11 protein-coding genes are annotated in these 13,853 nt (G+C 35.0%); 2 read left to right on the top strand and 9 right to left on the bottom strand.

Features of this window, described 5'->3' with window-relative positions; translation table 11 throughout:
- Positions 1–2: 2 nt before the first annotated feature.
- From GTR01_RS01515 to GTR01_RS01475, 9 genes are all read right to left on the bottom strand, one after another.
- A complete protein-coding gene (locus tag GTR01_RS01515) occupies positions 3–617 on the bottom strand; it encodes a hypothetical protein (protein WP_160136112.1) in 615 nt (204 codons plus the stop codon).
- Between the two features lie 104 nt (positions 618–721).
- Positions 722–1,510, bottom strand: coding sequence for a GyrI-like domain-containing protein (locus GTR01_RS01510; RefSeq protein ID WP_160136111.1), 789 nt, complete (start codon positions 1,508–1,510; stop codon positions 722–724).
- A 118-nt stretch (positions 1,511–1,628) separates the two neighbouring features.
- Positions 1,629–2,588: a DUF2268 domain-containing putative Zn-dependent protease gene (locus GTR01_RS01505; RefSeq protein ID WP_160136110.1), complete on the bottom strand. Its 960-nt coding sequence runs from the start codon at positions 2,586–2,588 to the stop codon at positions 1,629–1,631.
- 86 nt (positions 2,589–2,674) lie between these two features.
- A complete protein-coding gene (locus GTR01_RS01500; protein WP_160136109.1) occupies positions 2,675–4,093 on the bottom strand; it encodes an amino acid permease in 1,419 nt (472 codons plus the stop codon).
- Positions 4,094–4,216: 123 nt separating this feature from the next.
- Positions 4,217–5,041 carry a hypothetical protein gene (locus tag GTR01_RS01495; RefSeq protein ID WP_160136108.1) on the bottom strand — a complete coding sequence of 275 codons (825 nt, stop codon included), beginning with the start codon at positions 5,039–5,041 and terminating at the stop codon, positions 4,217–4,219.
- Positions 5,042–5,115: 74 nt separating this feature from the next.
- On the bottom strand, positions 5,116–6,045 hold the full coding sequence (locus tag GTR01_RS01490; RefSeq protein WP_160136107.1) for a hypothetical protein: 930 nt from the start codon (positions 6,043–6,045) through the stop codon (positions 5,116–5,118).
- 180 nt (positions 6,046–6,225) lie between these two features.
- Positions 6,226–6,840, bottom strand: coding sequence for a response regulator transcription factor (locus GTR01_RS01485; protein ID WP_160136106.1), 615 nt, complete (start codon positions 6,838–6,840; stop codon positions 6,226–6,228).
- Positions 6,837–9,806, bottom strand: coding sequence for a sensor histidine kinase (locus GTR01_RS01480; RefSeq protein WP_160136105.1), 2,970 nt, complete (start codon positions 9,804–9,806; stop codon positions 6,837–6,839). Before GTR01_RS01480 ends, GTR01_RS01485 begins: the two co-directional genes overlap by 4 nt.
- A gap of 268 nt (positions 9,807–10,074) precedes the next feature.
- Positions 10,075–10,374, bottom strand: coding sequence for a helix-turn-helix domain-containing protein (locus GTR01_RS01475; RefSeq protein WP_228452132.1), 300 nt, complete (start codon positions 10,372–10,374; stop codon positions 10,075–10,077).
- A 180-nt stretch (positions 10,375–10,554) separates the two neighbouring features.
- Here GTR01_RS01475 and ccoN point away from each other — a divergent pair, with 180 nt between their 5' ends.
- Both ccoN and GTR01_RS01465 read left to right on the top strand, forming a co-directional pair.
- Positions 10,555–12,834, top strand: coding sequence for a cytochrome-c oxidase, cbb3-type subunit I (ccoN, locus tag GTR01_RS01470; RefSeq protein WP_160136104.1), 2,280 nt, complete (start codon positions 10,555–10,557; stop codon positions 12,832–12,834).
- 18 nt (positions 12,835–12,852) lie between these two features.
- The gene (locus GTR01_RS01465; RefSeq protein WP_160136103.1) at positions 12,853–13,740 is read left to right on the top strand and encodes a cbb3-type cytochrome c oxidase N-terminal domain-containing protein; all 888 of its coding nucleotides are present in this window, start codon (positions 12,853–12,855) and stop codon (positions 13,738–13,740) included.
- Positions 13,741–13,853: the final 113 nt, after the last annotated feature.

Raw genomic sequence — 13,853 nt, 5'->3', positions numbered from 1 at the left:
TTTTAAAATTTCTTTCCAATAAATACTCCGAAGTTGATATCGGTTTCATAACTACGTCCTGTCTGGGAAATATTACTTCCTATTCCGAACTGCATTTTCTTTCTGTTTTCCAGTCCCAGACGAATGACCTGACTGCTGGATTGATGTTCTTTAAAACTAAAATCAGATTCTACAATTAGCATGCTGTAAAAATTTAATTTCTCATTAAGTTTAGGCGTATATTCCAACAAGGTATACAGTCCCAATCCGAATTCTTTTGCATCTGTAGAGTAAGTAAGAGCTGGAAATACATTTATTCCAAAAACATCATTCCCTTTTCCATACGCCAACCCTACAGACGGCATGATATCTTTATCTGAAATATGAACTCCTGCGGAAACTCCCCAATTTTTCCCAATTCCATAATTAATGTTTTGATACAGTTCAGGATTCACTTTTTTCAAATGGTAGTCATATCCTATAGTTCCTGAAGCAAAATAATTCCATTTATTTCCAAAGTCCTTATCGTAGATTCCCAACACCTCGGTTTCTTTGTTGCCGGCGTATGCCTGAACAGAGATCTGTGCTTTGCTACAGAAAGGAAATAGCAAGATCAGGAGAAATATATTTTTTTTCATTGTTCTTTGTCATCTTATATTGTACACTTTAAATTCCCATTACAGTCATTTACTGGTGCAAAATTAGAGTCTCAAAAAAACAATTCTTGTCCTAAAAGGACATCTTATTCATATAATGGGAAATAAATATGAGTAACCTCGGGTTCTTCATATTCTTCAATAACATCAGAGTTGTTTAACAAAAATTGTTTCCCTGCAAGCCAAAACCGGTAAAACGAACGATAGGTTTCCAGAACATCATCATAAGATCCGTAATGGGTAAACTTCACATATTTACCTCCCAATATTTCACTTTTTGAAAACCCGGCTATAGCTTCATCAGACTTTACTGCTGCCCCATATCTACAGTTTGAATGGCTAGTAATTAAGGGCTGATCACGAATCACCCCATACGCTGCATCAAAGATTTCAGCATCAGGTTCAATTTCTTTCCACAAAGCATCTATTTCCTGATTATTATAATCTTTAGCTTTAATAAATTTACAGTAAACCGAAACAGCGTCTTTGTACTTAATTTCAATTTTCAGATCGGAACCCCTGTCTTCTATAAATTCCTTGAAAATATCAAATTTTTGTTTTCTTGCTTCTGCCGGAGAAACAGAATATTGGTTTTTGAAGGCTTTTGAAAAAGATTGAATATTGAAATATCCGACTTGCCAAGCTATTTCAGAGAGATTATCTTCTGTATATATTAATTTTTTATAGGCATTCTCAAGACGCAGCCGTTTTTGAAATCCAGAGATTGTTTCATTAAAAAGTTTAAAAAAAATACGTTGGAAATTACGATAAGAATAATGAGACATAGACTCTATCTCATGAGCAGTGACCTCTCTATCGAAATTCAGTTCAATGTGGTCGATGATCTCCTGTATCTCATTGAAGTTAGTCTGCATATCATAAAATTTCGTTCTGAAGTGATTTGTGATCTACGAGACTATTTCCAAATTATGAAACAGCTTAGATCTTCAATCTTTCAGAATATAATTTATTACTAATATAAGAAAAAGCAGATTACTTTATGTCTGTTTTATATCCTGACTTTTTTAAAAAATCTTGAGTTTCTTTTGTATTGCTGAAATCCAGATTCATAATAGTGTTGATAGCAGATTTTTTATCTTTTAATCTTTCATAGAATTTTTTGGTAATAATATACCCTATAAAATACCCAAGGTCTGCCGGCCTGTCTTTTATGACAGCTGTATTAGACAACCAATTCTGAAAGTCTTTACCATTCATTTCTTTTTGAAAATCATCCCACAAAGACTCCTGATGTTGTATTCCATATTTCATATAAGGTGCTTCCACTTTTTTTCCGATTAACAGCTCTGCTATAAAATCTGCAGAACCTTCTTTTAAACAAAGGCCTAATAAGTTTGTTGTAGTACCTTTTAAGTTTTGCTGGGTATGAACCAGTTCATGAGCGGTAAGAAAGATCACGCCTGAATTCATCTTCATCCTGTCCTGATAATTTTTGGAAAGTTCCGAATAATCTACGGTTTTATCGGAAGATGCCAATTCAGAACCAATAATAAGATTTCCATTAATGACCGTTCCGCCACCTTTAAGGTTTCCTATCGTGAAATAAATCTTTGGCGGAGAAAATCCGGAATATAATCGGCTAAAACTTTGATAAAGATTCTCAATATTTTTAAAATCCTTTTGAATATTTTCAGTTTTGCTTCTAACAGAATTCCAGAACTTTGGTTTTGATTCAAAAGATTCAATCCACTGCCTGGAAGTAAAGCTCCTTGACTGAATAAAGTCTTTTAGTCCAGAAGTTGCTTTATCCACATATAGCTTTTGAAAAGTGGACATCTTTTGTGCTTCATTATCCAACTTCTGAACCTCATCATAGGCTGTCCAAAAATTTTTGATATCAGAAGTTTCAATATAAACAGTAAAATCTCGTTTCTGAGCAACCGTTGAAATAAAGAACAAACCCATGAACAGGAAACTAAAAATATGTTTCATCAATAGTACTTTTTAAAATAAAAATGGTTTCTGTACTCCTAAAAAAGTTTCCAAAAACCATATTCTTTATATGTATTTACAACCTGTTAATTCGGTTTATATAATTTATACATAACGAATAAGAATCCTATCCAGACCGGAATCAGAATTACCTGTATTTCCATTCCTGTAATACTCATCAGCCCTAAAATAAGAACCAAAAATGCAATACAGATATAATTGGAAATCGGATAGAATATCGAAGGGAACTTCGATTGAATTCCTTCTTCGGTAATTGATTTTTTAAATTTCAAATGGGTATAACAGATCATTATCCAGTTAATGATAAGCGTAGACACTACAAGAGCCATCAGGTACTGAAATGCTTTTTCCGGCACCAGTTTATTGATGATAATACAGATTCCTGCAAAACATGAAGATACAATGATCGCATTGATAGGCACGGAATTTTTATTAAGTTTTTTCAAAAACTTAGGAGCATTCCCTTGTTGAGCTAATCCAAAAAGCATACGGCTGTTACTGTAAACACTACTGTTATACACCGATAAAGCAGCAGTCAGTACAATAAGATTAAGAACATTCGCGATTAATACATTGAATTGAATGACTTTTCCAAAAAGGCTGAACTCCATTCCATTTAAATTCTCGAATACCATTACAAATGGGCTTGAACCTTCTGTAATTTCTCTCCAAGGGCTTAATGAGAATAAAATAACTAATGCCCCTACATAAAAAATCAAGATTCTGTAGATCACCTGATTGGTTGCCTGTGGAATGGTTTTCTCAGGGTTTTTAGCTTCAGCAGCAGTAATTCCGATCAACTCCAATCCTCCGAAAGAGAACATAATCATCGCCATTGCTGCAAATAATCCGGAATATCCGTTTTCAGTTTTATTGAATAATCCTTTCGGAAAGAATCCGCCATCATTCCATAAGTTTGTAACCGTAGCTTTTTCTCCACCGGTTCCGCTGATCAACAGATAAACACCGAAAACAATCATGGCAATAATCGCGATTACTTTGATAATGGAAAACCAGAATTCAGTTTCTCCATACACCTTTACAGAAGCAAGATTAAGCGCAGTGATCACTACAAAAAAGAATAAACTGGATACCCAGAGTGGTATTTCCGGCCACCAGAAGTGAATATAATGTCCAATGGCTGTAAGCTCGGCCATACTTACAAGAATATAGAGAATCCAGTAGTTCCATCCTGAGGCAAAGCCGGGGAAATTTCCCCAATATTTATAAGCAAAGTGACTAAAACTTCCAGATACCGGCTCCTGAACTACCATTTCACCAAGCTGGCGCATGATAAAAAAGGCAATAATTCCGGCCAAGGCATACCCTAAAATCACTGAGGGGCCAGCCAATACTGCCGCAGGTCCGATTCCCAGAAATAATCCGGTTCCTATGGCACCTCCAAGGGCAATTAATTGTATATGTCGATTTGTTAATCCTCTAACTAAAGTCTCGTTTTGTCCTGTTTTATTTTCGTTGCTCATTGAATGAATTATTCGGTCGCTAAATATATAAAAACTTTTCAGAGAAATTCACATTCCATGGGGTAAATTAAGAATTCTGTTCTCAAAGACGTGATTCATTTTTCATATAGAAGCCCATCAATTTTAATTTGTAGGGACTGCATAAATAACATTCTCTCCAAAAAGGCCACTACTGAATCTATCAAAGTAAATGGCAGCATTCTGTATTCCGTCTACACTGTTGTGACCTGCAATATATTTATACCTTTTTACAGTGCCTGAAGTATTATTAATCACCAAACTTCCCTGCAGGATAGAGAATCTGGTCTTCGCTGAAGTAGGTCCCTGAATAAGCCCACTCACCATACTTGGTGAACTGAGATCGGGGGAATAGTTAGCCGTATCTCCTGTCACAATATTCGGTTCATCTGAAAAACTGGTTCTCAGCCACATCCATTGATCACTGGTTAATGCCGGTCCTGTCGGAATAATAAGCTGTTGTACAGTAACCAGCCATTTTCCGGGTGGTAAATCAATGTAAGATCCTGTATATTTTGAGACTGTTGCGGTTTCTGTAAAAGGAATATTGATACCTGCACCGTTTACACCTCTTATAACGGTTAATTTTGCTGGCTTCCATAAGCCATTTCCATTTGCATCTGAAGTTAATACATAGTTTTCGTTTTGTGCTCCATCTGCTATTTTTATTCCTGATGCAGGTGTTACTGAAGTTCCACTAGTTTTAATATCCAGACTTGTAACCGGATTATTATTTCCTATCCCGATATAGCCTTGGGAGGTCATCACAACATCATCTGTCTGATTGGAAGGACTTACTGGCCCTGATGCTTCATTGTTCTTTTTTCCATCCAGATGAAACATGGCCTTGGGGTTTGGGGTATTCACTCCAACTTGAGCAAAAGCTAAATGCGTAATCCCCATGAATAATACAATGGTTAGTTTTTTCATATTATAAAGAATTAATTAAAAAAGATAAAAGCCTTAACAGTTTGTTAAGGCTTGTTTTTATTAAGAATTGTGTATTAATTTGCTATTTTGTACCCGTACATTGAACTTGTGACTACTTCATATTTGCTACCATTAGAAACTCCCGCTACAGAAGCCATTGTTACGGTATCCCCAGCATTTAAATAAGTCATACACGAAACACTTGATCCAAAAACTACAGTTGCAGTAGGCTGATAAGATTGAACCAGTATGGTTCCGCCATTGTTGGGTGCATAGTTTTTTATCAGATACAATGTTGTCCAGGTAAAAGTAGGTGGCGGAGCCGTCATACCTCCATTATCAAATTGTGTGCTTCCATTAATCACATAATAGCCATCGTTGGGTGCTTTAAATGCTCCGGTAGAAGGAGTTAACACTCCACCTTTATTAAGAATTGTATTTTGATAAACAATTGCTGTTCTTATCCATGGAGCTGAAGGATTAGGAGTAGCATCACAACTTTGACGAACGTCTGTAGCCTTTGTAGCAAAAGGATAGGTATTTTCTGATGAAGGCATTGTATTAGAACTCGAAAATAAAACCAGTTCCCATGTTGTACCTGTAGTAGTTCCTTTATTTACCAGAAATGCATAATATCCTATAGGAATACTAAGAGTAGAAACTCCTGCTCCGTTCTGATCGTCAATCAATTCTGCACCAGCTGCTGCAATAACCAGATTTCCGGTTCCCGTATTTTTGAAATGATAGGTTCTTCCACCAAAATTACCTGTACCATTGATTGCTGCTGGTAATGTCAATGTTCCGTTATTTACTGAATTATAAGCAATATAATAGTCATTGGCTCCTACAGCTCCGCTTGAAGATACTGTTTTATAAGTTGCCGCAAATGATCCATTAACGGTCAGGCTACTGGTAGGGTTAGGAGTATTGACCCCTACTTGGGCGCATAACTTTGACCCCATTAAATAGGCCCATAAAGCAATGAAAAATAGACTTTTTCTCATAATCAAAAAATGTATTTAGAATCTAAGGGAATTGTAAGCATGTATATACAAATCCAATCGTATATAGATTAGAATTTTTATGAGACTAACTTACTGCGAAAAATAAAGATTCCGTTTACAGGCTCTGTACACATTTTTCCACAAAACCGTACGTGTTTTATGACATATGAGTATTAATCGCTAATGGATTTTATGATAGATTTCTAACAATTCAACCAGATTTTTAATTTTTAATTTTTGATATACTCTTCTCTTATAAGTTCCAACCGTGGATTCCTGAATATCGAGGACATTGGCTATTTCAAGGTTACCATTTCCTTTTGCTAAAAGATCAAAAACCTGCAATTCTCTTTCTGATAAAAGTTCTGCGGGGCTTTTCTTTTGCAATTGCGCCATCATTTCGTTGAGTAATTCAGGAGTATAATAATAGCCGTCTTTCAAAATACCTTCTATCGTTTTCACAAAAGTCTCCGGATCACTGAGTTTATTTAAAAATCCATTCGCTCCTTCCTGAATATATTGCATAGCAAAGCTTTCTTTGTAGGAAGTAAAAATTAAGATTAATATATCCTCATTAATATTTTTAATCTCTTTGACCATCGATTTGAAAGTACTTCCGGGAAGCTCAATATCCAATATGACAAGATCAAATTTTTTGGATCCGACTTTATCTTTTACCTCATCATAGGTTTCTGCAAATTCTATTTCGAAGTCATTAAAATTCTTTTCCAGAATCAAAGCAGTTCCGATTCTTACCACATGATGATCATCTGCAATTAATATTCTTTTTGTCATATTGTAATATGGATTTTAATAATTGTCCCTTTGGGTGTATTTTCATGAAAAGTCATTTCTCCATTGATTTTCATCATCAACTGGATGACCATGTGTAGGCCAAGTCCATAATTTTTGAAAATCAAATGTTCATTTCCTTGTTTCTTAAAAAGCTCAGTATAATAAGTTCTCTGTTCGGCAGACATTCCACTTCCCGTATCGGCAATACAAATTTCTATACCTTGCTCTGAAGAAGCAGAAGTGATGACAATTTCCCCATCTGAAGTATTTTTTACAGCATTGTCTATGATATTGTGAAAAACAGTCAGAAGGATATTTTTGTTAAGTTTTATGCTAAGATGATGATCACAAAAATTATAGATGAACGTGTTTTTTTGTGCTGCAATTTCTTCAAACAATAATTTTTTAGTTTCAATGAGATCATAGATCAGATATTCATCATCTGAAATATTGTCCTGCTTATACAGTTCTGTATATTCTTTTAAGCTTAATGTGAACTTGTAAAGCTGCTCTGAGGTTTTATAAATACTGTCAAAATATTTTTTCTGAGTTTTGGCATCTTCCGATTGGGTAAGTTCTTGCGAAAGAAGAGCAATAAATTTAACAGGAGTTGTAATATCATGACTGATACTTTCTACCAGTTTTTTCTGATAATCTGATTCACTTTTAAGCTTATTGTTTGTTTCTTGAAGTTCTTTATCTTTATGAACAAGGGTATTTTTTAAAACTTTGTTTTTCAACCTTAAAAAATTTGTTCTGGCTTGTATAGTCGCTATAAGGATAAAAATAATGAGCCCAATCACCAGGATTTTAAAGGTTAAAGTTTGATAAAAATAGGCTTCAACTTCTATTGGAAAGCTTTTGTAAACGAATTTCCCGTTTTCTGAAGATAGAAATCTAATGAGTAAATTGTATTTACCAGGTTCTATTTTGGATAATCTGAATATTTTATCTTCTTTGACATTGATCCATTGACTATCTTCTTCTCCTACAAGTTTTGCCTGCAAATACACATTTTCAAGATCGGCATAATAAGGAATATCAATATAAATTTCTGCATTTTTGAATCCACTTTCCAATAAAAGATCCCCTTTAACATCACGAAGTTCACCATTTATTTTCGCTCTTTCTATGTAAAGATCATTCGTTTTAGGAAAGTAAGTTTTAACATTCTGAGGGGTAAAAAATACAAATCCTTCCATAGAAGGAAATACAAACTGCCCATCTTCCAGAATATTAGCGCAAGGATCTGCACTGCCATTGAATTCATTATTCAAAAAACCATGTTCCTTGGTATACCGGTAATAGGTAACCTGCTCTTGAGGAGATTTCATGGATTCAAAAAGTGAGATTTTATTGATTTTAAATAATCCATTATTAGAGGAAATCCAAAAGTTTGAATTCTTATCTTCCAATATATGATGTGCATTCTCCAAAAAATCATTTTTATCACCAGGCAGCTTAACTGCTTGACGATCTTTTAACCAATATATTCCCCGATTATACGTAGTAAACCAGACATTGCCATCTTTAGTCTTTATAATTTGTTTTACCGGAAGATTTTTACCCATCCGTGCTATAACTTTATTTTGTGCTAAAGAAAAAACGAAGATTCCATTGCTTCCGCCCAAATAAAGAAGATCCTTATTATATCTGAGAACCGTATCTATATTATCTTCAAAAGGGATGATTCTTTCGGTTTTCTTAAAATCATCATGGTCAAATATATAGAGGTAAAATCTATTTTTATCCAAAAGAGTTGCCACATACATACCTCCGCTTTTATATAATCCATCAATTTCTCTCTTATTAAATGACACTGAATCATATTTCGTAAATCCTGTATTTTTATACCTTATATGAATGGAATTATTTTCTCTGTATACAAGATTTCCCGAATCATCCTGAAAAATATACCGTTTATCATAGGATTGAGGAGCTTTAAATAACCTTTCTGTTTTATTATTATAATACCTGATCCCCTCCTGAGTCAAAACAGAATTTCCACTATATGGAATAGCAGCATAACAAACTTCATCCTGATACGGTAATTTTTTTTGAGAAACTGAAAAATCAGAGAGGCTTAGAATTTTAAGTCCATTAATAGAGCTTCCAATGTATAATTTATTGAAGGTCTCATCATAAAACATTGCTCCTGAAATTTCCTTATCCATATCCTTATATTCCAGCACATAGCTAAGACTCAGTTTTCCGTTCAAAAACTGGCTTCTGTATATTTTACCATGATTAATCATGAAAACCTGCCCTGTAATCTGCTGCCAATATATTTTGGTTTCAGGATCGGTATATAAAGTGGGAGCCTCTTTATAAGAATAGCCTCCATGATACAATTGAAGAATCTTTCGATCTTCGGGATCGGCAATAAAAATATGATCTTCGTGAACAAATAACCTTTTTAATTTATTTCGTGAAAGTTCAATATTAATTTTTGTCCGTTTCTTACTTTTTTGATCTACATATATAACCGTATTATTTTCAAAATAGTAAGTTCCTGTTTTCAACTGAACAAAGTAAGAATCAATAAAAGAAACATATCTTACCGTGAAATTATTTTTGAAAATCCTTTTATAGATTCTATTGTCTTTCGGAAGATCCGAATCAAAAGTGGTATTACTTGAAATAACTTTCGGCTGTCTTTGAGAAATCAAAAGATTTTTTTTTTCAGAATTATTGAAAACAGCAATACGATCACTGTTTACACTCCCATAAAAATCCCCGAAGCTTAGATTTTTCAGCTTAAAATCGTTATACTGAACGAAGCTGCTTCCATCATACCGTAAGATTTGGCCTTCCATAGAAAACCATATGAAGCCATATTTATCTTTCACAATATCTTTGATACTGTTTTGAGGCAAACCATTATCCATGGTAAACCACTGGGTTGTATAGCTTTGTCCGTTGCTATATAGAAAAGACAACAATAAAATAAAGGACAAAAGCTTCATTTCGATTAGGCTACATTATTTTCAGAGCAAATATATTATAGAAAATTAAGATTATTGTAAATATTTATCCACAAACATGTGATCTTTTTTCTACATAATTATTTATGAATATTTTATCAATTATGATACATTTGGAATACTCAAGACAGCTTCCCTCATCATTGCCTTTGTCATCAGGTTCATGACTAGAAACACAATTTTACTAAAAACAATGACCTCACTCAATCAAAATGAGGAGGTCATTACATGTATATTTAAGTTTGTATACCTAAAGAAACTCTTTCGGAACCGAAATATTATTTTTTTTCATGTACTCCAAAAGCCCTTGGTATTTATCTTCATAACCATCATCTGTTCCGCATTTATGAGAGATACTGCAAATATCGGAAGGCTTAATATCTAAAATATCTGAGATCTTCGTTAAGATTTCAAGGTTGATCTTCACCTTTGAATTCTCAATATCGGAATAAGCCTTTTGGGAAATCCCCATTTCAAAAGCCATATACTCTTGCGTAAGATCTTTGCTCCTACGAATTTTCCTGATATTTTGTCCACATATTTTCATCATTTCTGTTTTAGTAGTTTTCGGTATATTTTAGAAGATTATCTATTAGCCTCCAACAAAGTTAATAAATACCTTTGGCAAAACATTATACACGTTACATGATATTTACTTTTAACATAGAAAATGGCAAAAAATAAACCCTTTTCAGAGCAAATATCACTTCGGTAAACACTATTGGAATTTATGGAGACGCAAAAATTTAATTATGACAATAATATTGTCAGAGCATTCCTCTATGCAACAATCGCATTCGGACTTGTCGGATTTCTGCTGGGACTTACTGCTGCATTGATGCTTTTTTATCCCGAATTACCTGAATTTTTATTCGGTACAGATGATACAACTATTAAAAGCTTAGCTTCGGGTAATATTCAGGGATTAATCAATACTCAGGGAGCAATGGGCTTCGGAAGAATCAGAATGCTTCACACCAGTGCTGTAATTTTTGCCTTCGTTTGTAATTCCTTCTTCTGCGGCGCTTATTATAGTATGCAGAGATTACTGAAAACAAGAATGTATAGTGATACTCTTTCATGGATTCACTTCTGGTCATGGCAGTTTATGATCGTTACTGTAGTGATTACATTCTTAATGGGAATCAATACTTCTAAAGAATATGCTGAACATGAATGGCCTATTGATATATTAATTGCCTTCTCATGGATTGTATTCGGTATCAATATGTTTGGAACTATTGCCAAAAGAAGAGTGAGACATTTATATGTAGCCATCTGGTTTTATCTGGCCACATGGATTGCTGTAGCCATGCTTCATATCTTCAATAACCTGGAAGTTCCGTTATCTTTCACAAGCTGGAAATCTTATTCTGTATACGCAGGTGTAAAAGATGCATTAGTACAATGGTGGTATGGTCACAATGCAGTAGCATTTGTATTGACGACCCCTGTATTAGGTCTTATGTATTACTTTATGCCAAAAGCAGCTCAGCGACCGGTATTCTCATACAAATTATCCATTATTCACTTCTGGTCGCTGATCTTTGTATATCTTTGGGCTGGGCCTCACCACCTGCAATATACAGCATTACCGGCATGGGCACAGGCCGTAGGAACTGGTTTCTCTATCATGCTTATTGCACCATCTTGGGGAGGTATGCTAAACGGTCTTCTTACTTTAAGAGGAGCCTGGGATAAAGTAAGAGAAAATCCGATCCTTAAATTCTTCGTAGTCGCTGTTACTTGTTATGGTATGGCAACTTTTGAAGGACCATTATTGGCAACAAAATCATTAAATAAAATTGGACACTATACTGACTGGGTTATCGGTCACGTACACTTAGGAGCTCTTGGATGGAATGGTTTCATGGCATTCGGGGTGGTATATTATCTGGTTCCGATCATGTGGAAAACTAAACTTTGGTCTGTAAAATTAGCTAACTGGCATTTCTGGTTAGGAACATTAGGAATCATTTTCTATGCAGTACCTATGTATATTTCCGGATTCACACAAGGATTGATGTGGAAACAATTCAACCCGGACGGAACATTATTATGGAAAAACTGGCTGGATACAGTAACAGCGATCATTCCTTACTTTAAAATGAGATTCTTAGGAGGTATCTTATATCTATCAGGAGCGATTTTAATGGTAGTTAATGTTATCAAAACCATTAAAGCTGGTTCATTCCAGAAGAATGTTCCTGCGGAAGCACCTGCACTAGCCAATATTGGGGGAACAAGAAAAGAGGGAGAAGGGATACACCTTTGGCTAGAAAGAACTCCTACTTTACTTTCTATCCTGGCTTTCATAACGATCGCTATTGGTGGACTTGTAGAAATTGTTCCTACCTTATCATTGAAGCAAAGTGTTCCTACGATTACCGCCGTAAAACCATATACACCATTGGAGTTAGAAGGAAGAGATCTATATATCCGTGAAGGATGTAACTCTTGCCACTCTCAGATGATCCGTCCTTTCCGTGATGAAGTAACAAGATTTGAAGGAAAGAACGGGCAATACTCCAAAGCTGGAGAATTCATCTACGACAGACCATTCCTTTGGGGCTCTAAAAGAACAGGGCCGGATCTTCACAGAGAAGGAGGTAGAAATCCTGATTCATGGCACTTTAAGCACATGTATAACCCAAGAATTACCTCAGCAGGTTCTATCATGCCACGCTTCCCTTGGTTAATTACCAATAAATTGGATCGTACTCAGATGGTGGATAAGATGAAACTAATGAAGAATTCATTTGATGTTCCTTATACAAAAGCTCAGATCGACTCTGCTAATCAATGGGCAGACAACCAGTCAAAAGCTATTGTACAAAGAATTTACTCAGAGGCTACCGATGTAAAAGATCAGATGGCTAAAGAAAAAACAGTAAAAGGAACATCTTATGTACCGCTTGAACAAAGAGAAATCGTAGCTATGATTGCCTATTTACAAAGATTAGGTACAGATATTAAAACGACACAGATCCAAACCGCAAGTGCAGAGTAATCATTAAAAATTGATGTAATGAAAACGAGAACCCCTATTTCAGTATATATAGCAACAACCATAGGCTTAACGATCATGGCCTTTGAAATGTTCGCCAGTGATTCAGGCTATTTTTCTTCCCCATTTTTCTGGGCATTGATATTGATTGCGATTATTCTTTTAATGATCATGAACTCCATCGGAGACATGATTGAAAATGAAAGTTTCAGTAGACTATCGGAGGAAGAAAAAAAACATTACCTGGAAGAAAAAAATATTCCTTATTATCAAAAGCTTTGGAATTCTGCTTTCAAAAAGCAGTCTGCTACTGAAGAAAAAGATATTTTAATCGACCATGGTTTCGATGGGATTACAGAGCTTGACAATTCTCTTCCTAAATGGTGGATAGGGTTGTTCTGGTTCGGATGTATTTTCTGTGCGGTGTATCTGGTAGCCTTTTCTTTCACAGATTATGCCCATCCGGAAGCTGAATATACAAAAGAGACCAAAACCATGTTGGCATCTATTGAAGAGTATGAAAAAAGTGCTCCACAGATCAATCTGGAGTCTGCAAAATACAGCGCAGACAACATCGCAGAAGGTCAGGAATTATTCAAAACCAACTGTGTAACCTGTCATGGAGATGGAGGAAAAGGAGGTATTGGGCCTAACCTTACTGATACCCATTGGATCAACATCAAGGAAAAAAGTTTATTCAAGAATGTTTTCTGGATGCTTGAAAATGGTTCTCCAAACAATCCTACCATGAGACCTTTCATCAAAGAAGGAACCATTACCGGAAGAGATGCAGAAAAAATTGCAGCATATATTTATCATATCAACCAGGAAACTGCTCCTATTACCCAAGCCCAAGGTGGTGCTGCACCACAGGGAGAAGAAGTAAAATGGGAAAACGGAAACAACTAGAAGATTTATTATCTGATTAATACAAACCATGCCAAGCCCCCTTTGAAACTACACTAACATTTGAATTTTCATTTTTGCTAACTAACCTTTTCAACATTTCAAAAAATGATAAA

It is taken from the genome of Chryseobacterium sp. c4a, from assembly GCF_009900745.1.
Lineage (GTDB): Bacteria > Bacteroidota > Bacteroidia > Flavobacteriales > Weeksellaceae > Chryseobacterium.
The sequence above is the reverse complement of the archived record's forward strand: the minus strand, read 5'-3'. Positions and strand labels throughout refer to the sequence as shown.

Bases quoted from the DNA above. Each gene is read 5' to 3' on its own strand.
- GTR01_RS01505 (WP_160136110.1), bottom strand. From the start codon at position 2,588: ATGAAACATATTTTTAGTTTCCTGTTCATGGGTTTGTTCTTTATTTCA.
- GTR01_RS01500 (WP_160136109.1), bottom strand. From the start codon at position 4,093: ATGAGCAACGAAAATAAAACAGGACAAAACGAGACTTTAGTTAGAGGA.
- GTR01_RS01480 (WP_160136105.1), bottom strand. From the start codon at position 9,806: ATGAAGCTTTTGTCCTTTATTTTATTGTTGTCTTTTCTATATAGCAAC.
- GTR01_RS01490 (WP_160136107.1), bottom strand. From the start codon at position 6,045: ATGAGAAAAAGTCTATTTTTCATTGCTTTATGGGCCTATTTAATGGGG.
- GTR01_RS01485 (WP_160136106.1), bottom strand. From the start codon at position 6,840: ATGACAAAAAGAATATTAATTGCAGATGATCATCATGTGGTAAGAATC.
- GTR01_RS01465 (WP_160136103.1), top strand. From the start codon at position 12,853: ATGAAAACGAGAACCCCTATTTCAGTATATATAGCAACAACCATAGGC.
- GTR01_RS01515 (WP_160136112.1), bottom strand. From the start codon at position 617: ATGAAAAAAAATATATTTCTCCTGATCTTGCTATTTCCTTTCTGTAGC.
- GTR01_RS01510 (WP_160136111.1), bottom strand. From the start codon at position 1,510: ATGCAGACTAACTTCAATGAGATACAGGAGATCATCGACCACATTGAA.
- GTR01_RS01475 (WP_228452132.1), bottom strand. From the start codon at position 10,374: ATGATGAAAATATGTGGACAAAATATCAGGAAAATTCGTAGGAGCAAA.
- ccoN (WP_160136104.1), top strand. From the start codon at position 10,555: ATGGAGACGCAAAAATTTAATTATGACAATAATATTGTCAGAGCATTC.
- GTR01_RS01495 (WP_160136108.1), bottom strand. From the start codon at position 5,041: ATGAAAAAACTAACCATTGTATTATTCATGGGGATTACGCATTTAGCT.